Source organism: Streptomyces sp. NPDC101165 (assembly GCF_044768135.1).
Taxonomy (GTDB): domain Bacteria; phylum Actinomycetota; class Actinomycetes; order Streptomycetales; family Streptomycetaceae; genus Streptomyces.
The window spans coordinates 629408-648906 of record NZ_JBIWPG010000002.1; the positions used below are offsets into that span (position 1 = coordinate 629408).

The 19499-nt window shown below is 71.4% G+C and carries 19 protein-coding genes; 7 read left to right on the forward strand and 12 right to left on the reverse strand.

Annotated features, from left to right (window positions below):
• Positions 1 to 83: 83 nt before the first annotated feature.
• A complete protein-coding gene (locus ACIRVH_RS06290) occupies positions 84 to 554 on the reverse strand; it encodes a hypothetical protein (protein ID WP_403948628.1) in 471 nt (156 codons plus the stop codon).
• A 262-nt stretch (positions 555 to 816) separates the two neighbouring features.
• Here ACIRVH_RS06290 and ACIRVH_RS06295 point away from each other — a divergent pair, with 262 nt between their 5' ends.
• From ACIRVH_RS06295 to ACIRVH_RS06315, 5 genes are all read left to right on the forward strand, one after another.
• The gene (locus ACIRVH_RS06295) at positions 817 to 1740 is read left to right on the forward strand and encodes an oxidoreductase (protein ID WP_403948630.1); all 924 of its coding nucleotides are present in this window, start codon (positions 817 to 819) and stop codon (positions 1738 to 1740) included.
• Positions 1741 to 1825: 85 nt separating this feature from the next.
• Positions 1826 to 3082 (forward strand): ABC transporter substrate-binding protein, encoded by a 1257-nt coding sequence (locus ACIRVH_RS06300; protein WP_403948631.1) that lies wholly within the window; start codon positions 1826 to 1828, stop codon positions 3080 to 3082.
• Positions 3079 to 3981, forward strand: coding sequence for a carbohydrate ABC transporter permease (locus ACIRVH_RS06305; protein WP_403948633.1), 903 nt, complete (start codon positions 3079 to 3081; stop codon positions 3979 to 3981). Before ACIRVH_RS06300 ends, ACIRVH_RS06305 begins: the two co-directional genes overlap by 4 nt.
• On the forward strand, positions 3974 to 4807 hold the full coding sequence (locus ACIRVH_RS06310) for a carbohydrate ABC transporter permease (RefSeq protein ID WP_403948634.1): 834 nt from the start codon (positions 3974 to 3976) through the stop codon (positions 4805 to 4807). Before ACIRVH_RS06305 ends, ACIRVH_RS06310 begins: the two co-directional genes overlap by 8 nt.
• A gap of 19 nt (positions 4808 to 4826) precedes the next feature.
• A complete protein-coding gene (locus ACIRVH_RS06315; RefSeq protein ID WP_403948636.1) occupies positions 4827 to 5114 on the forward strand; it encodes a hypothetical protein in 288 nt (95 codons plus the stop codon).
• Between the two features lie 10 nt (positions 5115 to 5124).
• Here the strand turns inward: ACIRVH_RS06315 and ACIRVH_RS06320 are convergent, their stop codons facing one another.
• The 9 genes from ACIRVH_RS06320 to ACIRVH_RS06360 form a co-directional block, all read right to left on the reverse strand.
• Positions 5125 to 5940 carry an SDR family NAD(P)-dependent oxidoreductase gene (locus ACIRVH_RS06320; RefSeq protein ID WP_403948637.1) on the reverse strand — a complete coding sequence of 272 codons (816 nt, stop codon included), beginning with the start codon at positions 5938 to 5940 and terminating at the stop codon, positions 5125 to 5127.
• 72 nt (positions 5941 to 6012) lie between these two features.
• A complete protein-coding gene (locus ACIRVH_RS06325; protein WP_403948638.1) occupies positions 6013 to 6594 on the reverse strand; it encodes a TetR/AcrR family transcriptional regulator in 582 nt (193 codons plus the stop codon).
• A gap of 49 nt (positions 6595 to 6643) precedes the next feature.
• Entirely contained in the window at positions 6644 to 7807 is a 1164-nt protein-coding gene (locus ACIRVH_RS06330) for a hypothetical protein (protein ID WP_403948640.1), read from the reverse strand.
• 201 nt (positions 7808 to 8008) lie between these two features.
• On the reverse strand, positions 8009 to 8368 hold the full coding sequence (nirD, locus tag ACIRVH_RS06335) for a nitrite reductase small subunit NirD (protein ID WP_403948641.1): 360 nt from the start codon (positions 8366 to 8368) through the stop codon (positions 8009 to 8011).
• The gene (gene nirB, locus ACIRVH_RS06340) at positions 8365 to 10971 is read right to left on the reverse strand and encodes a nitrite reductase large subunit NirB (protein WP_403948643.1); all 2607 of its coding nucleotides are present in this window, start codon (positions 10969 to 10971) and stop codon (positions 8365 to 8367) included. Before nirB ends, nirD begins: the two co-directional genes overlap by 4 nt.
• Positions 10972 to 12186, reverse strand: coding sequence for an NAD(P)/FAD-dependent oxidoreductase (locus ACIRVH_RS06345; RefSeq protein WP_403948645.1), 1215 nt, complete (start codon positions 12184 to 12186; stop codon positions 10972 to 10974).
• A gap of 129 nt (positions 12187 to 12315) precedes the next feature.
• Positions 12316 to 12936 (reverse strand): class F sortase, encoded by a 621-nt coding sequence (locus tag ACIRVH_RS06350; RefSeq protein WP_403948646.1) that lies wholly within the window; start codon positions 12934 to 12936, stop codon positions 12316 to 12318.
• A gap of 152 nt (positions 12937 to 13088) precedes the next feature.
• A complete protein-coding gene (locus tag ACIRVH_RS06355) occupies positions 13089 to 13607 on the reverse strand; it encodes a hypothetical protein (RefSeq protein WP_403948647.1) in 519 nt (172 codons plus the stop codon).
• A 310-nt stretch (positions 13608 to 13917) separates the two neighbouring features.
• On the reverse strand, positions 13918 to 14667 hold the full coding sequence (locus ACIRVH_RS06360) for a TetR/AcrR family transcriptional regulator C-terminal domain-containing protein (RefSeq protein WP_403948649.1): 750 nt from the start codon (positions 14665 to 14667) through the stop codon (positions 13918 to 13920).
• Positions 14668 to 14834: 167 nt separating this feature from the next.
• Between ACIRVH_RS06360 and ACIRVH_RS06365 the strand changes: the two genes are divergently transcribed.
• On the forward strand, positions 14835 to 16331 hold the full coding sequence (locus ACIRVH_RS06365; protein ID WP_403948651.1) for an MFS transporter: 1497 nt from the start codon (positions 14835 to 14837) through the stop codon (positions 16329 to 16331).
• A gap of 62 nt (positions 16332 to 16393) precedes the next feature.
• On the opposite strand, the gene ACIRVH_RS06370 is transcribed toward ACIRVH_RS06365, so the two are convergent.
• Positions 16394 to 18043 carry a M4 family metallopeptidase gene (locus tag ACIRVH_RS06370; RefSeq protein ID WP_403948653.1) on the reverse strand — a complete coding sequence of 550 codons (1650 nt, stop codon included), beginning with the start codon at positions 18041 to 18043 and terminating at the stop codon, positions 16394 to 16396.
• A gap of 155 nt (positions 18044 to 18198) precedes the next feature.
• Here ACIRVH_RS06370 and ACIRVH_RS06375 point away from each other — a divergent pair, with 155 nt between their 5' ends.
• Positions 18199 to 18630 (forward strand): gamma-glutamylcyclotransferase family protein, encoded by a 432-nt coding sequence (locus ACIRVH_RS06375; RefSeq protein WP_403948654.1) that lies wholly within the window; start codon positions 18199 to 18201, stop codon positions 18628 to 18630.
• 1 nt (position 18631) lies between these two features.
• Here the strand turns inward: ACIRVH_RS06375 and ACIRVH_RS06380 are convergent, their stop codons facing one another.
• Positions 18632 to 19462 carry an arylamine N-acetyltransferase gene (locus tag ACIRVH_RS06380; protein WP_403948655.1) on the reverse strand — a complete coding sequence of 277 codons (831 nt, stop codon included), beginning with the start codon at positions 19460 to 19462 and terminating at the stop codon, positions 18632 to 18634.
• Between the last annotated feature and the right edge of the window lie 37 nt (positions 19463 to 19499).

The window sequence follows — 19499 nt, forward strand, 5'->3', positions numbered from 1 at the left end:
CACCCGAAAAAGTTGTGCCGTTCACCGGGAAAAGTCCCGCCCGACCGGAGGTGACCCCGCGCGGGGACGCCGCCCGGTCGGGGTCACCACCCCTCGACGCCCTTCGCGAGACGCCGGTGCCACCACGGCTCTGTCCGCGTCGCCAGCGGGTCGGGGAGTGTGAGGAGCAGGTAGCGGCGGTCCAGTGGTGCCACCGCGCGTTGCAGTTCGGCCCGTGCGCGGGGAGGGAGCAGGGGCAGGATCTCGGCCAGGGCGTCCCGGGCCTGGCGTACGTCGTCGAGGGCGCAGCCCGGGCAACCGGCACAGTAGGACTCGCGGGGGTAGCGAGGGCGGCGTCCCGGTGGGTGGAGGAACGTGCGGTAGCGCCGCAGGGCGGTTTCGGTCGCGCCGCGTGAGAACCAGCGGCCGGGGGAGAGGCGCTCCGCGCGGTGGATGGCGAGGCTGGTGCGGTCGGACAGGCCGGGTATGCGGGCCGGAGGGGGCTCTTCCCAGATGCGGGGGCCCGGGGTGGTTCGGTGGGCGCCGCGCAGGGCGCCGGGCCGGTTACGCGGCATCGGCCTTTCGAAGTGTGGTCATGAACTCCATGATGCCGCAGGAGACTTCGTGACGTCACTGCGGATTTTACGGGTGGTCCGAGGCAGGGGCGTCGCCGCAGAGTGCCGTCCGGGGGGGCGCAGCAGGGCACAGGAACTTCACCGACTGCCGGGTGGAGGCGGCACGGCGTCGGGGCAACCGTGGTCGTCGCGCCTACGCTGGACCCGTCAGCCCAGGGCCGAGCTGTCGGTCCGTCCGACGAGTGCCGCCTGGAGGAGCCCCATGGGCTGGACCGCGCAGGACATCCCCGCCCAGACCGGCCGCCTGGCCATCGTCACCGGCGCCAACAGCGGCCTCGGCTACGTCACCGCCCGGGAGCTGGCCCGCAAGGGGGCCCGGGTGGTGCTCGCGTGCCGGAGTGAGGCGCGGGGGCGTGACGCCGGGGAGCGGATCGTGGCGGAGGTGCCGGGGGCCGAGGTCGAGGTGGAGCGGCTGGACCTCGGGGACCTGGCGTCCGTGCGGGACTTCGCGGACCGGGTGCCGTACGAGCGGATCGACCTGCTCGTCAACAACGCGGGCGTGATGGCGCCGCCGTACGGGACGACCGCGGACGGGTTCGAGACGCAGTTCGGGGTCAATCATCTCGGGCACTTCGCCCTCACCGGGCTGCTGTTGCCCACCCTGCTCGCCACCCCGGGCGCCCGCGTCGTGACCGTCTCCAGCATGATGCACGCCCTCGCCAACATCGACATCCACGACCTCAACAGCGAGCGCCGGTACCGGCGTTGGGTCGCCTACGCCCGGTCCAAGACCGCCAACCTCCTGTTCACGCACGAGTTGGCGTGGCGGCTGACCAGGCAGCACGCCGACCTCGTCGCGGCCACCGCCCATCCGGGTTACGCCGCCACCAACCTCCAGACCGCCGGGCCGCGCGCCGAGGGGCGCAGGGGTGCCGAGCGGGCCATGGAGATCGGCAACCGGATCTTCGCCCAGCCGGCGGAGGCGGGCGCGCTGCCCACGCTGTACGCGGCGACCGCGGCCGGCGTACGACCGGACTCCTTCTTCGGGCCCTCGTTCGCGCATTGGCGGGGTGCGCCCGCGCCGTCCTGGCGGGCGCCCTGGACGCTCAACGACGAGGTGTCGAGCCTGCTCTGGGACGCCTCGGTGCAGCTGACAGGCGTGGAATTCGGCGCTCTCAAGGTGTGACACACCGCCGCAACACCCCCTGCGTAATCCCGGCGCATGGTTGATCGTTGGGCCGTGCAACGACGACCGACGTCAGGGGCACAGGATGAGGAGCATCAGCCGGAGAGCGCTGCTGGCGGCGGGCGCGGGCGCCGGACTGCTCACGGCGTGCGGGTCCGACACCGGGCGCGGGGGCGGCTCGGGGCCGACGCTGTCGCAGTGGTACCACCAGTACGGCGAGACCGGCACCCAGCAGGCCGTGCAGCGGTACGCCGCCGCGTACAAGAGGGCCGACGTCGGCGTGCAGTGGCGGCCGGGGAACTTCGACCAGCAGACCGCCGCCGCCCTGCTCACCGGCTCCGGGCCGGACGTCTTCGAGGGCAGCCCCACGCTCGACCAGATCCAGGGCGGCCAGGTCGTCGACCTCACCGATCTCCTCGACGGCGTCGAGGGCGACTTCAACCCGGCCGTCCTCACGCCCAAGACCCACGACGGGAAGATCTGGGGCGTTCCCCAGGCCATCGACACGCAACTGCTCTACTACCGCAGAAGTCTGCTCGCGGCCGCGGGAGTCGAGCCGCCCACCACCCTGGACGCCCTCGTCGACGCCGCGAGGAGACTCACCGGCAGCGCGGTCAAGGGGCTCTTCCTCGGCAACGACGGGGGAGCGGGGGTGCTCGGCGGAACCCCCCTCTGCGCGGCGGGACTTCGACTCGTCACCGACGACGGCAGGGTCGGCTTCGACGACCCCGCCGCCGCCCGCACCCTCGGCAAGCTCCGCCGGCTCTACGCCGACAAGTCCCTCCTCCTCGGCGCACCCGCCGACTGGTCCGACCCCTCCGCCTTCCTCCAGGGCCTGACCGCCATGCAGTGGTCCGGGCTGTGGGCGCTGCCCCAGGTGCAGAAGGCGCTCGGCGACGACTTCGGGGTGCTGCCGTTTCCGGGGGACGGCAGCGCCGGCCGGCCCGCCGTTCCCGTCGGTGCGTACGGTGCCGTCGTCAGCGCCCGCAGCAGGCAGCAGGAGGCCGCCAAGGCGTACGTGAAGTGGCTGTGGGTCGAACGCACCGACTTCCAGGAGGACTTCGCTCTCTCCTACGGCTTCCACATCCCCGCCCGGCTCTCCCTCGCCAGGAAGGCCACCAGGCTGAAGTCGGGCCCGGCCGCCGACGCCGTCCGCTTCACCACCGAGCACGGCTACGCCCAGCCTTTGCTGTGGACACCGGTGAGCCAGACCGCCTACCAGGACGCGCTCAGCCGGATCATCAAGGGCGGTGCCGGTGCGGAGAGCGAGCTGCGGGCCGTCGTACGGAAGGTGTCGGCCGAGCTCGACCGTGTGCAGAAGAATGCGAAGAAGGGGTCGTGAACCGGCGGAACGGCCTGTGGTTCTGGGTCTTCGTCGGGCCCTTCGCCCTCGGCCTCGCCCTGTTCACGTACGTTCCGCTGCTGTGGAGCGTGGCGCTCAGCTTCTTCGCCGCGCACAACACCGTCACGCCCACGCACTTCGTCGGGCTGGACAACTACACGGCGATGGTGGAGGACGACGCGTTCGTCGACAGCATGCGGACCTTCCTCGTCTTCACCGTGTTCATCGTGCCCGTCACGTACGTGTTCTCCCTCTCTCTCGCGCTGATGGTCAATCGGCTCGGGCGCGCCCGGGCCTTCTTCCGGTCCGTGTTCTTCCTGCCCGCCGCGTGCAGTTACGTCGTCGCGGCGCTGGTGTGGAAGATGTCCCTGTTCAACGGGGTGCGGTTCGGGCTCGCCAACACCGTGCTGGGGTGGTTCGGCGGCGATTCCGTCGCCTGGCTGTCCACCACCGAGCCGCCCTGGTACTGGCTGGTCATCGTCACCGTACGGCTGTGGCTGCAAGCCGGGTTCTACATGATTCTCTTCCTCGCGGGGCTGCAGCGGATCGACCCCGCGCTGTACGAGGCGGCCGCCGTGGACGGGGCCCGGCCCGGCTGGACCGTGCTGCGGCACATCACGCTGCCCCAGCTGCGGGCCACCTCGGTTGCGGTGGTGCTGCTGCTCGTCGTGGGCGCCTTCCAGGCCTTCGACGAGTTCTACAACCTGCTGTCCGACGCCAGGGGGTATCCGCCGTACGCCCGGCCGCCGCTGGTCCACCTCTACTACACCGCCCTCGGACAGGGGCAGAACCTCGGGCTCGGCAGCGCGGGGGCGGTGATCCTCGCGCTGGTCGTCGCCGTGGTCACCGTGGGACAGGCGCGGTGGCTGCGGCCGGGGAGGACGGACGCCGATGGATGACGCCCTGGTGCGGGCCGGGCGGGCACTGCGGCTGGTGCTGCTGATCGCGCTCGCCCTGCTCTTCCTGATCCCTTTCTATCTGCTGGTCCGCAACGGCCTGTCGAGCGAGCAGGACATCACCTCGCCGGAATGGACCTTCCTTCCGGGGGAGTTGAGGTGGGGGAACGTCCGGGAGCTGTTCGACGACCCCTCCGTGCCCTTCGCCCGCTCCCTCCTCAACTCCGCGCTGATCGCGACGGCGACCACGCTCGGCACCCTGCTCGTCGCCTCCCTCGCCGGCTACGGCCTCGCCCGCATCCCGTACCGGCACGCGAACAAGGTCTTCTACGGTGTCCTCGGCACCCTCCTGGTCCCGGCCGCCGTGACGTTCGTGCCGAGCTTCGTGCTGGTGTCCTCGCTGGGCTGGATCTCCACGTTCCGCGGACTGATCGTCCCGACGCTGTTCTCGGCCTTTGCCTGCTTCGTCTTCCGGCAGTACTTCCTCGGGTTTCCGCGGGAGTTGGAGGATGCGGCGCAGGTCGACGGGCTCGGGCACTGGCGCACCTACTGGCTGGTGGTCGTGCCGAACGCACGGCCGGTGTTCGCCGCCGTCGGGACCATCGTGTTCCTCGGCGCGTGGAACTCCTTCCTGTGGCCGCTGGTCATCGGGCAGGACCAGAGCGCCTGGACCGTGCAGGTGGCGCTGTCCTCCTTCACGACGTCCCAGGTGATCCGGCTGCACGAGCTGTTCGTGGCCGCCGCCGTGTCGATCCTGCCGCTGCTGGCGGTGTTCCTGTGCCTGCAGCGGTGGATCGTGGCGGGGGTCGAGCGGTCTGGGATCGACTAGGGCCCGTATGGTTCCCGGCATGCGTTGCTGGATATGCGGCTCGGACCGGCTGAGTCCGGTCGGGGAGCTCACTTCGGGTGAGCGATGGGACGAACGCCTTCAGCTCAGGTTCCGCCGCCCGGGAATTCTGAAACCCCGGCCGACCTTCAGTGCCGGACTCGCGCGGGCCTGCCGGGACTGCGGAGCCCTGTTTCCGTTCCTCGACGAGTGGGCCCGGCAGGCGCTGGACGCGGTGGCCGACGACCTGACCGATGTCGATGGGGCCCAGGCGCACCACTACGGGGAGTCCGACGGCGCCGGCCCGTGAACCCGTGTGCTCACAGGGAGCCGCCGCTGTCCACCACCAGGTCGGTGCCGACGACCGAGGCCGCGTCGTCCGAGGCCAGGTAGAGGACGGCGGCGGCGACCTCCTCGGTGGTGGAGATCCGGCCGAGCGGGAGGGTGGCCTTCGCGCGCTCGGTGCGGTCGGCGTCCGTCTCACCGGGGCGGAGCGACATCGGGGTGGCGGTGGCGCCCGGGCTGACCACGTTGATGCGGACGCCGTCGCCGATGTGGTCCAGGGCGGCGCCCCGGCTGAGGGCGGTCACGGCGGCCTTGGTCGCCGAGTACGCGGCGGCTCCGGCGGAGGTGGTGTGCAGGCCGAACGTGGAGGACACGTTCACGATCGCGCCGCCCGAGGGCTGGGTGCGCATCCGGCGGATCTGGGCCTGCAGGGCCAGGTGGACGCCGGTGACGTTGGTCGCGAGCTGGGTGTGCCAGTCGTCCTCCGACAGCTCGGCGAGAGGCTGTCCGCCCCGGAAGACGCCGGCGTTGTTGACGGCCACGTCCAGCGAGCCGATGGAGGTCCCCCCGCCCGAGCGAAGCCGAGGGTGGGGGAAATCGACGGCGGCCCGGACCAGCGCCTCCGCGTCGCCGGACCGGGAGACGTCGGCGGTCACCGCCAGGGCCTTGCCGCCCTGCTCCTCGATCAGCCGGACGGTCTCGTCAAGGGGTTCCCGCCTGCGCCCGGCGACGACGACATGCGCGCCCTCCGCGGCGAACGCGAGGGCGACGGCCCGTCCGATGCCGGAGCCGGCGCCGGTGACGAGTGCCGTCCGGCCGGTGAAGCGGTTCCTCGTGCTCCGAGTGGTCATGGAACTCCCCCTTAATTGAACGATCGGTTCAGTATGTGGATAGGGAAAAGCCCTCGGTCGGAGGGCGATGTGTCAGTCGAGCAGGGCCAGGGCCTGTTCCGCCGCGTCCCGGACCCGGCTCGGGTCCGTCGACGCCTTGCCGACGACCCGCAACCCCTGCATGACGACCAGCAGCATGCGGGCGAGGGTTCGGGGATCGCGGTCCCCGGACAGTTCGCACTGTGCCTGGGCGCGGGTGAGTGCCGAGTGCAGCAGGGTCTCCATGAAGTCCCAGCGCTGTTCCACGCGGCGGGCCGCCTCCGGGTCGTGCGGCGCCAGCTCGGCGGCGGTGTTGGTGACGAAGCACCCGCACAGCCGCCGTTCCTCGGCCGCCTCGTCGGCGAACCGCCGGATGACGGACCGTACGGCGGCCAGGGCGGGTCCGGGGCCGGACAGCTCCCGCAGCAGCAGCGCGTCGCGGTTCTCGCAGTACCGGTCGAACGCCTTCAGGTACAACGCGTGCTTGTTGCCGAAGGTCGCGTACAGGCTCGCCCTTCCGATGCCCAGGTGCTCGACCAGGTCGTTCATCGACGTCGCCTCGTAGCCGCGCCGCCAGAACAGCTCCAGGGCCGACTGCAGTGCGGCGTCGGGGTCGAATTCCTTGGTCCTGGCCATGTGACGCAGCCTAGATATTTCTGGAACGATCGGTCAAGCATTCTGGCTGCTACGAGGTCCGTACGGCAGCCGGGCCCCTGCAGAGGAGCGTGCGCAGGCGGTCCGGGAGTTCGGGGCCGTGGGCGCGGTGGGCGCACAGGAGCGGTGGGCCGGTGCGGCCTTTGTGGCCGGCGGTCGTTCCCGGTGTGGTGACGTGCCCCGGGGCCGGTTTCGTGGCGCGGCCGGGCAGGGCCTGGACGCGGCCGATGGCGTTGCCGAGCAGTTCCGTGAACCACAGGTGCCGGTCGGGGCCGGTCGTGATCTGGAAGGGGACCTTGTCCACGCCGTCCGGCACCGGGAACTCGGTGATCCGGCCGTCCGGTGTCACCCGGCCGACGCCGTAGGACTGTTCGGCGAACCAGAGGTTGCCGTCGGGACCGTGGGTGATGCCGTCCGGGCCGGCGTCGGCGGACGGCAGCGGGAACTTCGTGATGTGCCCCGCGTGGTCGATCCGGCCCACCGCGTTGGCGCCGGGCGCGGTGAACCACATGGCACCGGGGCCCGCGGTGATGTCGAAGGGGAAGTCGTAGTCTCCCAGCGGGAATTCGGTGACCCGGCCGTCCCTGTCGACCCGGCCGATCCTGCCGCTGATCGTCTCGGTGAACCACACGGTGCCGTCCGGCCCGGCGGCGATGCGGTAGGGGTCGCTGTCCGGCGTCGGGATCGGGTACTCGGTCACGGTGCCGTCGGGTGCCCTCCGCCCGATCCTGTTGGTCCCGGTTTCGGTGAACCACAGCGCGCCGTCCGGGGCGCTGGTGATCCCCGTCGGGCTGCTGTTCGCGGTCGGCAACGGGAACTCGGTGACCTGGCCCTTCGTGGTGATCCGGCCGATCTTGTTGCCGAAGACCTCGGTGAACCACAGGGCGCCGTCGCGTCCCCGGGTGATGTCGAAGGGAAAGCTGTCCGGGGTCGGGACCGCGTAGTCGGTGACGGCGCCGCCGGTCGTGATGCGCCCGATCCTGGACGTCTCCGACTCGGCGAACCACAGCGCCCCGTCCGGCCCCGCCGTGATCGCGGCGGGGAAGCTGTCCGCGGTGGTGGTGATCGGGTACTCCGTCACATCCCCCGTGTCGGCCCGGGCGGGGGCGGCCACCGCTGTGGCGCCGATCAGACCGCCGACGAACGCCGTGAGCAGCCGGGGCGTACGTCGTCGAGACCTCGGACGGTCAGGCATGGGGGCAACCCTTCTCCAGGAACACCGAATCCGGACACACGGTCAGGATTCTGACTGTATGTCCGGATTCAGGCTAGGGTTCGCCCCCGGGCCGCACGAGTCGGCTGATCCAAGCGGCTGACCCACTCCGGGTCAGGCAGTCCGCACGGCGCTCGTCAGGTGCTGCGCACTGCACTCGTCAGGTGCTGCGCACTGCACTCGTCAGGTGCTGCGCACCTGGTAAGCCGCCACCCGCACCGACTCGTCGTCCAGGCACTGCCCGGACTCCAGGTCGAAACGCTGCTTGAGCAGCGGGGACGCCACGAACGGGCGGCCCTGGTGGGTGCCGGTCAGGCCGCGGGACAGGACCGCCGCACCGCCGAACGGGTCGCGGTTGTCGATGCCGTACAGCCCGCCGTCGCGGTCGCGGAACAGGGCGACCTGGTTCCCGTCCGGCAGCAGGGCGGCCACGCCCCGGCCGGGCAGCAGGCGGTTCAGGTCGCAGACCGTGAACCACGCGCCCTCTTGGGAATCCAGCCGGATTTGAACCTTCAGGTCGGTCGTCTCGGGTGCCAGGGTCATCGCTGGGCGCTTCCTTCCAGGGGACGGTGGCCGATGGTCAGCAGCGGCAGGTCGGGCTTGATCTGGTCGCGCTCGGGCACGAAGCCGACGACGGGGTCGGGGGTGTCCGGCGCGTTGACGAAGGACACGAACCGGGCGAGCTTCTCCGGGTCGTTGATGGTGGTCGCCCACTCGTCGGCGTAGTGGGCCACATGGTCCGCCATCAGGGACTCCAGCTCCTCGCAGATGCCGAGGGAGTCCTCCACGACCACCTCGCGCACGTGGTCCAGGCCGCCGGGGATCCGCTCCAGCCAGGTCGAGGTGCGCTCCAGCCGGTCGGCGGTGCGGATGTAGAACATCAGGAACCGGTCGATCAGGCGGACCAGCTCGGCGTCCGACAGGTCCTGGGCCAGCAGGTCCGCGTGGCGCGGGGTGGCGCCGCCGTTGCCGCCGACGTACAGGTTCCAGCCGTTGGAGGTGGCGATCACGCCGAAGTCCTTCGACTGGGCCTCCGCGCACTCGCGGGCGCAGCCGGAGACCGCCGACTTGAGCTTGTGCGGGGACCGCAGACCCCGGTAGCGCAGCTCCAGGTCGATCGCCATGCGGACCGAGTCCTGGACGCCGTAGCGGCACCAGGTCTGCCCGACACAGGACTTCACCGTGCGCAGCGCCTTGCCGTAGGCGTGGCCCGACTCGAAGCCCGCGTCCACCAGGCGGGTCCAGATCAACGGGAGCTGCTCGACCCGCGCGCCGAACATGTCGATCCGCTGACCGCCGGTGATCTTCGTGTAGAGGCCGAAGTCGCGTGCGATCTCACCGATCACGATCAGGCCCTCGGGGGTGATCTCACCGCCGGGGATGCGCGGGACGACCGAGTACGAGCCGTTCTTCTGCAGGTTGGCGAGGAAGTGGTCGTTGCTGTCCTGCAGGGCCGCCTGCTCACCGTCCAGGACGTAGCCGCTCACACCGATCGTCGGGGCGAGGGAGGCGATGATCGACCCCACCGCCGGCTTGCAGATCTCGCAGCCGTCGCCACCCCGGGCGTCCTCGCGGCCGTAGCGGTCGAGGAGGCCCTGGTAGGTGTTGATGCGCAGGGCGAGGACGATCTCGTACAGCTCCTCGCGGGTCTGGGAGAAGCAGCCGCACAGGCCCTTGTCGACCTCGACGCCGGAGGCCTCCAGTTCGGCGCTGACCAGCTGGCCGAGCACCTTGACGCAACTGCCGCAGCCCGTACCGGCCTTGGTGCACTTCTTCACCTCGGGCACGGTCGTGCAGCTGTGCTCGGTGACCGCGCCGCGGATCGTGGCCTTGGAGACGTTGTGGCAGGAGCAGATGATGGCCTCGTCCGGCAGGGCGGACGGGCCGAGCTGGGCCCCCGAGCCCGCTCCGGCGGGCAGGACGAGCGACTCGGGGGAGATGGGTGGGACGGAGCCGGTCAGGGCGCGCAGGGTGCCGTAGGCGTCCGCGTCGCCGACCAGGATGCCGCCCAGCAGCGTGCCGTCCCGGCCGATGACCAGCTTCTTGTAGAGGCCTGCGCGGGAGTCGGAGTAGACGACGTCCAGGCAGTCCTCGGTGGTGCCGTGCGCGTCACCGAAGGAGGCCACGTCCACGCCGAGCAGCTTCAGCTTGGTGGACAGGTCGGCGCCGGTGAAGGTCAACTGATCGGTCTCGTCGGCGGCGATCGTGGCCGCCACGGTCTCCGCCTGCTCGTAGCCGGGCGCGACCAGGCCGTACACCCGGCCGTCCGCGGCCAGCGCGCACTCGCCGATCGCGAACACGTGCGGGTCGGAGACGGTACGGCACTGCTCGTCGACCGTGATGCCGCCGCGCTCGCCCACGGTCAGGCCGCAGTCGCGGGCCAGCTGGTCGCGGGGGCGGACACCGGCGCTGAACACCACCATGTCGGCGGCCAGCTCGGAGCCGTCGGACAGCTTCATGCCGGTGACCGCACCGGCCTCGTCGACCACGATCTCCTGGGTGCCCACGCCCGTGTGGACGGTCAGGCCCATGTCCTCGATGGTGCGCAGGAGAGCCGCGCCGCCGCCCTCGTCGACCTGCACCGGCATCAGGCGCGGCGCGAACTCCACGATGTGGGAGGTGAGTCCGAGACCCTTGAGCGCGCCGGCCGCCTCAAGTCCCAGCAGACCGCCGCCGACCACGGCGCCCACCTGGGCCTTCGCCTTCGCGTACGCCTCGATCGCGAGCAGGTCCTCGATCGTGCGGTAGACGAAACAGCCCTCGGCGTCCTTGTTGGGGACCGGCGGCACGAAGGGGTAGGAGCCGGTGGCGAGGACGAGGGTGTCGTACTCGAAGACCTGGCCGGACTTCGCCGTGACCTTCTTCGCCTCGCGGTCGATCGTCTCCGCGGGGTCGCCGACGTACAGCTCGATGCCGTGCGTCTCGATGAACTCCATGTCGGTCATGGAGAGTTCCTCGGGTGTCCTGCCCGAGAAGTACGAGGTGAGGGCGACGCGGTCGTACGCGGGACGCGGCTCCTCGCACAGCACGACCACGCGGTGCGTGGCGGTCAGGCCGCGCTCGGCGAGCGCTTCGAGGAAGCGCTGGCCGACCATGCCGTGGCCGACGAGCACGATCGTGGGGGTGGCCCCCAGGGTGGCGGTCATTCAGGAGCCTCCATCGTTGGTGAGCAGGTGGAGCAGAGGGCCTTCGTCGGGGAGCGGCTCTGCTCCCTCCCAGGCGCGGGCGAGTGCGCCGACGGTGCCGAGTTCGCCGACGAGTACCCCGCCGACCAGGCGGTCGTCGCGGACGACGACCTTGCGGTAGGTGCCCCGGGTGGCGTCGGCGAGCTGCACGACGTCGTCGCCGGGGCGGGGCTCGGTCTCGCCGAACGCGGCCAGGTCGAAGGGGGAGTCGGGACCGGTGAGAGTCAGCCGGGTCAGCGCGCGGGTGCCGGTGTACCGGGCGTTCGTGTCGCCCGCGAGCAGCTCGGCGAGCAGGTCGGCCTGTTCGAGGGCCGGGGTGGCGAGGCCGTAGACCGTGCCGTCGTGCTGGGCGCAGTCGCCGATGGCGTGGATGTACGGGTCGGAGGTGCGCAGCTCGTCGTCGACGAGGACGCCCCCCCGGACGGCGAGGCCCGCCTGCTCCGCCAGACCCGCGCGCGGCCGCACCCCGCAGGCGAGGACCACGAGGTCGGCGTCGAGGGCGTACCCGTCGGCCATCTCCACCGAGCGGACGGCGCCGCCGACGCAGCGCACGTCCCGCACCCGGCACTCGGTGTGCACCTCGACGCCCAGGTCCTTCAGGTGCCGCAGCACCATCCGGGAGGCGTTCGGGTCGAGCTGGCGTTCCATGAGCCGCTCGGCCTGCTGGGCGAGGACCACCTGCGCGCCGCGCACGGCCAGCGCGCGGGCCGCGGAGACCCCGAGCAGCCCGCCGCCGATGACGACCGCCCGCACACCCGGGCGTACCGCCTTGGACAGGCCCAGGCAGTCGTCCATCGTGCGGAACGCGTGCACGCCCTCCGGGAGCTGGTGGTCCGGGGTGAACAGGCCGCGCAGCGGCGGCAGCACGGGGTTGGAGCCGGTGGCCAGCACCAGTGTGTCGTATGCGATCGACGAGCCGTCGGTGCAGTGCAGCTGCCGCGCGGCGCGGTCGATGCCGGTGACGCGGGTGCGCACCAGGCCGCCGGGCGTCGGGAGGGAGATCACCTCCGGGGCGTACCGGCCGGCCAGCACCTCGGCGAGCAGCACCCGGTTGTACGGCCGGTGCTCCTCGTCGCCGACGAGCAGCGCGGGCGTGCCCAGCTCGCCGAGCCGCCGGGCGAGCCGTACGCCCGCGAGGCCGGCGCCGATCACCACCACACGCGTATTCGAGGTCATGCAAAGGAGCGTGCGGCCCCGACGTTACCCGGCCGCATCACTCCTGTTTCCCACGAGGAACGCTGCCCTCAGCGGGGGCGGACCGGCAGTGTGAGGGTCCCGTGCGCGCACCTCGGAGCGCTGTGAGGGTCAGCGGCTGCCTGTCAGATGGGCGAAGACCACCACGTTGCCCTGGTAGCCGGTGGCCCTCGAATACGGGCCGCCGCAGGTGATGACCCGCAGCTCGGGGCGCCTGGCCGCGCCGTAGACCTTCTCGTCGGGGAAGTTCCGGGCCGCGTACACCTCCACCGCGTCCACGGTGAACACGGCGGTGCTGCCGTCCTTGCGGTCCACCTCTACGACGGCGCCCCGCTTCAGGCCGCCGAGGTTGTAGAAGACGGCGGGGCCCTCGGTGTTGTCGACGTGGCCGGCGACGATCGCGGTGCCCGTCTCGCCGGGCGTGGTGCCGGCCTCGTACCAGCCGGCGAGGTTCTTCTCCGTGGCGGGCGGCACGTCCAGGCTGCCGGCGGCGGTGAGTGCGAGGCCCATGAGCGGGGCGCTCACCTTGATCGCGGGGATGCGGATCCGGGTGGGCGGGGACGGGTCGAGCGCGGGGGCCGCGAGCCGTTCCTCACCGGGGTCGGGGCGGCCCTCGGCGGCCGTCGGCTGCGGCGGCGCGTGCGTCGCGGCCCCCGTGCCGAGCAGCCACACCGCCGAGCCGAGGGCTACGACGGTGACCGCGGCTATGGCGGTGTCCCCGATCCTTCGCATACGAAACCCTCTCCCGGAGGCGAACCTCCCGCGGGGCGGGACTTGGGTGGAGCCCTGAAAGGGGCCCTCGTCCCCCTCCGAGCCACGAGGGGCATCGGACCCGGAGGGGGCGGGACTTGCGGTACCGGCGGACGGACAGCGGAGGGTGTCCGTCAGATCCCGTCGCCTCTCGCCCGGCGATGCAGGAGCCAGGTACCGCCCGCGGCGGCGACGGCCAGAGCCGCCACACCCGCCGTGGTATGCACGGGGTCGGTGCCGAGTGCGCCGCCGACCCCCGTCTTCACGCTTCCCCGCGGCTGCACCTGCTCGTGCGCCGCGCCCAACGCCACGACCAGGTCGCCCGTGACCTGCTTGGTGCCCTCCGCGCATTGCGCGACGATCTCGTACGTCCCCGGCTGCGCGCTCGGCGGCACCCGGAACTGTCCGATCGCCTCGCCCTCGTGCGTGCTGGGCGCCAGCGTGAAGGTGCCGGCGCCGACCGCGCCCGCGTCACCGACCGCCGTGCCCCTGGCCCCGCACGCCGCCGTGTTCACGGTGACCTGGCTGCCGGGCATGGTGGTGGACGGGTACACCTGCAGACTGCCGGTCTCGCCGTGGGCCGGTGCCGTGGCGAGTCCTGCCGCGGCGACGGCGAGCGCGGTACCGGTCAGCAGACGGGCGGTGCGTCGCATGGTGCTCCCCAGGGCTTGTCCGACTCGTTGATCCGACTCGTACAGGGGGCGCGGCCCCTGCCCTTCCGAGGAAAGTCGTACTCGCGCCCGGCCGCTTCCTGACGGAGCGTCAGAAATGCGGTGAACGGGTGGCGCCCAGGGCCCCCGCACGGCCTAGCCGGGTCGAATTCCGGCAGGTCATGGGCGTGCGTGAGAACAAGTATGAAAAGAACACAAATGGCTCCCCGTCCGGGTGTGAACGGGTGACCCGGCGACCGGTACGCGCCGCCCTACGGATCGTCAGACCTCCCCAACCACCCCCGGAGCGCGGTCAGCTGACTCCGCGGGACTGGTGCGGCAGGCGCTGGGCCAGTCCGTCGAGGACGACGTCCAGGCCGTAGTCGAACTTGGCATCGCGCTGCCGTGCGGGGTCCGTGGCGGCGGCATCGGTCGAGGCGTAGGAGGCGGCGAGGTTGGTGTGGTCGGCCGCGGCCTGCTGGGCGGCGGGCAGCAGGTGGGCGACGAACGCGGCCTCGGTCTGCCCCGAGCGGGCGACCGTGGTGAGCCAGGCGGCCTCGGTGGTGCTCATGCCGATCACGTACGCCAGCAGTGCGCTGATCGCCCCCTCGGGGTCGGGGAAGCCGGTCTCGACGAACAGGGCGGCGAGTCGCTCGTTGAGGGCCATCAGGTTGGGGCCCAGGTAGGCGAGGCCCGCCTGGCCCATGACCGTGGACAGCCAGGGGTGCCGCAGGGCGGTGGCGCGGAAGGAGTGCGCGGTCCGGGCGGCGGCCGCCCGCCAGTCGGGGCTGTCGGCGGGCGGGATCTGGATCTCGGCGGCGACCTCGTCCACGGCCAGCTCCATCAGCTCGTCCTTGGTGGCCACGTGCCGGTACAGGGAGGTCGCGCCGGCGTTCAGCCGGGCGCCGAGCTTGCGCATGCTCAGTGCCTCGATGCCGTCGGTGTCCAGCATGGCGATGGCCTCGCGGACGATCGCGTCCCGGCTGAGGGAGGGCTGGTCGGGCTCGCGCCGCTGCCGGGCCCAGACGGAGGGGATCGGGTTCGGCTCGGTCCTTGCGGCCATCGGCGGACTCCTCTGTGTGCGTACGTCGTTCGCATCCAGCGTACAGAGTTCAAGGGTTGCGCACACTGTTCCGCTCTGCGTACAGTGTGCGCATCGCACGGAACAGTGTTCGCAACGTCGGAACGCTGTACGCGGCACGGCGTACGGCGACACAAGGGGGAACTCCCATGGAAACCCGCAACCCACGTCGCTGGTGGATCCTCGTCGTGCTCTGCCTGAGCACCCTGGTCCTGGTGGTCGACAGCATGGCGCTCACCGTCGCGGTGCCCGCGATGACCGAGGACCTCGGCGCGAGCGCCCAGGCCGTCCAGTGGATCCTCGACTCCTACGTCCTGGTCTTCGCCGGCCTGCTGCTCACCTCCGGCAGCCTCGGTGACCGCTTCGGCCGCCGGAAGGTGATGCTGATCGGCCTGCTGCTGTTCGGCGCCGCCTCACTGGCCGGCACCTTCGCCGCCGACCCGGGCCAGGTGATCGCCGTACGCGTGGCGATGGGCGTCGGCGGGGCGCTGATCATGCCGTCCACCCTCTCCATCCTCATCACCGTCTTCGACGAGGAGGAGCGCGGCAGGGCGATGGCGGCGTGGGGTTCGGTGTCGATGCTCGGCCTGGTCGGCAGCCCGGTGCTGGGCGGTGTGCTGGTCGACCACTTCTCCTGGCACTCGATCTTCTTCCTCAACGTCCCCGTGGTCGCGCTGGCCGTCCTCGCCGGCGTGACCCTGATGCCGGAGTCGAAGGCCCCCTGGCAGAAGGCCGATCCGCTGGGCGCGGTGCTGTCCGCGGCCGGGATGACCGCGCTGGTCTGGTGGATCATCGAGATCCCGCAGCACGGCGCCTTCGGCGGCCGCTCGCTGGTCAGCCTGTCGGTCGCGGTCGGTGCGCTCGCCGCCTTCATCGTCTGGGAGAACGTCACCGAGTCCCCGATGGTCCCGCTGGTCCTCTTCAAGCACCGCAACTTCACCGGTGGTTCGCTCTCCCTGGCCCTGGTCCAGATCGGCAACGGCGGCCTGCTGCTGGTCCTCACCCAGTACCTGCAGTTCGTCCTCGGCTACTCGGCCATCGAGGCAGGCCTGGCCTTCCTGCCGCTGGCCGTGACCGCGATCGTCGGCAACACCGTGGGCGTGAAGGTCGCCGCGAAGATCGGCAACCGCTTCGTGATCCTGACCGGCATGCTGATCATGGTGGCCTGCTTCGCCCTGCTGACCACCGTCGACGCGGGCTCCGGCTTCACCGTCCCGGCGATCGCCCTCGGCCTCCTCGGCCTCGGTGCCGGTGCGGCCATGCCGGCGGCGGTCGGCGCCCTGATGGGCACCATCCCGCCGGACCAGGCGGGCGTCGGCTCGGCCCTCAACGACACCGTCCAGCAGGCCGGTACCGCCCTCGGCATCGCGATCCTCGGCTCGCTGCTCTCCAGCGGCTACACCGACCGGATGCCCGCCGACGCCCCCGCCCAGGCCCGCCAGTCCATCGCCGGCGCCGTCGCCGCGGCCCACCCGGGCCTCCTCGGCACCGCCCGCGAGGCCTTCACCTCGTCGATGTCCACCACCTTCGCACTCAGCGCGGTCGGGGTGCTGGCGGCGGCGGTGCTGGCGGTGGTGGTGATGCGGGACGCCAAGCCGGGGCAGGCCGAGGAAACTCCGGCGCGGGAGGCGGAGTTGGCGGCTTGATCGGAGCGCACACCAGAAGGCCGGTGCCCGAACGGGCACCGGCCTCGTGGTGTTTCAGGGGCTCAGTTCACGTTCACCGCGCTCCAAGCCGCCCCCACCGCGTTGTACTCCGCACTCCCCGCGCCGTAGAGGTCCTTGGCCGCGTTGAGGGTGGCCGTGCGGGCGCCCTTGTAGTTCGTGGAGGACGTCATGTAGACCGTCAGCGCCCGGTACCAGATCTTGCCGACCTTGTCCCGGCCGATGCCGGTGACCGTCGAGCCGTTGTAGGTCGGCGAGTCGTAGCTGACCCCGTTGATGGTCTTCGCGCCGCTGCCCTCCGAGAGCAGGTACGCGAAGTGGTTGGCGACGCCCGAGGAGTAGTGGACGTCGAGGTTCCCGACCGACGAGCTCCAGTAGTCGGCGGAGTTCCCGTCCTTGGACGGCTTGTCCATGAAGCGCAGCGCGGGCTTGCCGAAGCCGGACTTCACGATCTTCTCGCCGATGAGGTAGTCACCGGGGTCGGACGGGTTGTTGGCGTACCACTCGACCATCGTGCCGAGGATGTCGGAGGTGGCCTCGTTGAGTCCGCCGGACTCGCCCGAGTAGGTCAGCCCGGCCGTCTTCGAGGTCACGCCGTGGGACATCTCGTGACCGGCCACGTCCAGCGCGACCAGCGGCCCGAAGGTGCTGCCGTCACCGTCGCCGTACGTCATGCAGAAGCAGCTGTCGTCCCAGAAGGCGTTGTTGTAGCTGTTGCCGTAGTGGACGCGGTTGTACGAGCCCTTGCCGTCGCCCGCGATGCCGCTGCGGCCGTGGACGTTCTTGTAGTAGTCCCAGGTCTCGTTGGTGCCGTACTGGGCGTCGACGGCGGCCGAGGAGCGGTCGGAGTTGACACCCGTGCCCCAGTGGTTGTCGGCGTCCGTGAACAGGGTCGCGGGCGCCCGGCTGAAGCAGATGCCGAAGAAGCACAGGTCGGTCTTGTTCTCCGCGTCACCGGTGTAGGTGTTGCCGCGGGTCGGGTCCTTCAGCTGGTACGAGGAGCCGGACTGGGTCGTCTCCAGCGGGACCGTTCCGCCGTACAGCGACTTGCCGTCGCCGGTGGCCGTCTCGATGCTGTCCCAGGCGTCGATCTGGGCGCCGGTGCGGGCGTCGGTCAGCACGGTCCGGGCGACCGGGTTGCCGAGCGAGTCCTGGCCGACGGCGTTGGTGCGCCAGGCGAGCTTCGGCGCGCCGTGCAGGGCGTCGACGACCAGCTCGGGCTTGGCCTTCAGGTTCTTCAGCGTGTCACCGAGGTTGACGGCGCGCAGCGCGTTCACCGCGAGGTCGGCGGCCTTGGGGCCCGACACCTTGGGGACGATCGAGGACAGGGCGATACGGCTCCGGGTCGCCCGGTCGGCGCTGCGGAAGGCGCCGCTCGGAGCGAGGTGGACCACGAAGTCACCGCCCAGTACCGGGAGTCGGTGGTAGGTGCGCTCGTAGCGGACGTGCTGGGTGCCGTTCCGGTCGACGATCACGTCCCGGACGCTGGTGTCCTGGGCGGAGGTCAGGCCCAGGCTCGCGGCGTGCGCCACGAGGGCCGAGGCCGCGTTCTCGATGGCTCCGGCGCGGGTCGGCCGGCCGTCGGCGTGGGCAGCGGGGGAGAGGGCGGCGGCCAGCAGGGTCGCGGTGGTGACGGCGACACCGGCGGTGGCGAGACGACGGGTTCCTCGGACGTGCAGACGTATCCGACTCATCTGTCTCCTTGGGGAGGCGCCTTCGAGGCGTGGGGGTAGGTGCGGCGTGGGGGTGGCGCTGAGTTCGACTGAGATTTAAGAGCGCATGACATGTCATGTCCATAGCGGCGTCATGGAGATGTGTGCGGAGTCGAAGGGGGTAGAGAATCGTTTCCGTGATCGCTCCGGACCATCGAGACCTGCTGCCGTTCTTCGTCTACGGCACCCTTCGCCCCGGCGAGCCCAACCACGACCTGCTCCTGCGCGGCCGCACGCACACGGAGGAACCGGCAAGGCTCCCGGACGCGGTGCTCTACGACGGCCCCGGCTACCCCTACGCCGTCGAGGCCCCCGGGGAAGCGGTCAGCGGCGACCTGGTCACCGCGCTCCCGGAGGCCTACGGCCGGCTGCTCGCGGAACTGGACCGGCTGGAGGAGTACGCCCCGGGCGACCCGCGCAACCTCTACGAGCGCGTCGCCCGGGACGTCGTACGCGCCGACGGCACGGCCGCCCGGGCCTGGGTCTACGTGGCCGCGCCGCGCATCGCCGCCCGGCTGCGGGCCCGGGGGCGGCTGATAACGGGCGGGGACTGGCTCGCCCGCTGCTGACTCAGCCCAGCAGCGTGAGCCCCTCGGGCACGGCGATCCCGAACTCCTCCTCCACCACCCGCCGCGCCTCCGCCTCGTCCGCGAGCCTGCGCTCGGTCACCGTGCCGTCGGCCCGGGTCTCGACCAGCCGGTCGCCGTCGAGGGCGAGGTGCCGCTCGGGAGTGGTCCGCTGCAGGTAGGGGCGGTGGGTGAAGGGGGAGCGGGGATTGGTGCCGACGTGCCAGTTGAACACCTCGAAGTCAGGCGCGAAGAACGGCTCCATGGTGAACGCGTACTGGCTCACCCAGTCCCGCGCGCCCCGGTCGTACGTCTGCAGCGCCCACAGCTCCAGCGGCCCGCCGTGCGGCAGATGCACGAACCGGTGCCGGCGCCCCGCAGCCTCGAACTCCTCGCCGACGGTCAGCGGCACCGGCGCCAGCAGCGCCCCGGCCGCCCCGAACCCGACGTCCGCCAGATACGGCCGCGGCTCACCCGACACCTCCACCCGCAGCGTCATGTGCGTACGCGGCCGGCTCTCGAGCTTCTCCGCACCCAGGACGACCCGGCCCGCCAGCACCGTCACGCCGAAGCCGAGCGCCTCCAGGGCCAGCCTGAGCAAGGTGTTGTGCTCGTAGCAGTAGCCACCGCGCCGACCACGGACGATCTTGGCCATCAGATCGCCCGGGGCCAGGGACGGAGCCCTGCCGGACAACGGGTCGAGATTCTCGAAGGGGAGGGACAGCGCGTGGGCCAGGTGCACACCCCGCAGGGTCGAGAGATCGGCCCGCCTGCCCCCCTCCCATCCGATGCGCTCCAGGTAGGCGTCGAGGTCGAACTGCTCGGTGTCGGACATACCGCGAACCTACGCGAGCCCGCCCCGCCACCACCGC

Bases quoted from the DNA above. Each gene is read 5' to 3' on its own strand.
- ACIRVH_RS06330 (WP_403948640.1), bottom strand. From the start codon at position 7,807: ATGCCTGACCGTCCGAGGTCTCGACGACGTACGCCCCGGCTGCTCACG.
- ACIRVH_RS06315 (WP_403948636.1), top strand. From the start codon at position 4,827: ATGCGTTGCTGGATATGCGGCTCGGACCGGCTGAGTCCGGTCGGGGAG.
- ACIRVH_RS06320 (WP_403948637.1), bottom strand. From the start codon at position 5,940: ATGACCACTCGGAGCACGAGGAACCGCTTCACCGGCCGGACGGCACTC.
- nirB (WP_403948643.1), bottom strand. From the start codon at position 10,971: ATGACCGCCACCCTGGGGGCCACCCCCACGATCGTGCTCGTCGGCCAC.
- ACIRVH_RS06365 (WP_403948651.1), top strand. From the start codon at position 14,835: ATGGAAACCCGCAACCCACGTCGCTGGTGGATCCTCGTCGTGCTCTGC.
- ACIRVH_RS06360 (WP_403948649.1), bottom strand. From the start codon at position 14,667: ATGGCCGCAAGGACCGAGCCGAACCCGATCCCCTCCGTCTGGGCCCGG.
- ACIRVH_RS06300 (WP_403948631.1), top strand. From the start codon at position 1,826: ATGAGGAGCATCAGCCGGAGAGCGCTGCTGGCGGCGGGCGCGGGCGCC.
- ACIRVH_RS06310 (WP_403948634.1), top strand. From the start codon at position 3,974: ATGGATGACGCCCTGGTGCGGGCCGGGCGGGCACTGCGGCTGGTGCTG.
- ACIRVH_RS06345 (WP_403948645.1), bottom strand. From the start codon at position 12,186: ATGACCTCGAATACGCGTGTGGTGGTGATCGGCGCCGGCCTCGCGGGC.
- ACIRVH_RS06380 (WP_403948655.1), bottom strand. From the start codon at position 19,462: ATGTCCGACACCGAGCAGTTCGACCTCGACGCCTACCTGGAGCGCATC.
- ACIRVH_RS06325 (WP_403948638.1), bottom strand. From the start codon at position 6,594: ATGGCCAGGACCAAGGAATTCGACCCCGACGCCGCACTGCAGTCGGCC.
- nirD (WP_403948641.1), bottom strand. From the start codon at position 8,368: ATGACCCTGGCACCCGAGACGACCGACCTGAAGGTTCAAATCCGGCTG.
- ACIRVH_RS06290 (WP_403948628.1), bottom strand. From the start codon at position 554: ATGCCGCGTAACCGGCCCGGCGCCCTGCGCGGCGCCCACCGAACCACC.
- ACIRVH_RS06295 (WP_403948630.1), top strand. From the start codon at position 817: ATGGGCTGGACCGCGCAGGACATCCCCGCCCAGACCGGCCGCCTGGCC.
- ACIRVH_RS06370 (WP_403948653.1), bottom strand. From the start codon at position 18,043: ATGAGTCGGATACGTCTGCACGTCCGAGGAACCCGTCGTCTCGCCACC.
- ACIRVH_RS06350 (WP_403948646.1), bottom strand. From the start codon at position 12,936: ATGCGAAGGATCGGGGACACCGCCATAGCCGCGGTCACCGTCGTAGCC.
- ACIRVH_RS06355 (WP_403948647.1), bottom strand. From the start codon at position 13,607: ATGCGACGCACCGCCCGTCTGCTGACCGGTACCGCGCTCGCCGTCGCC.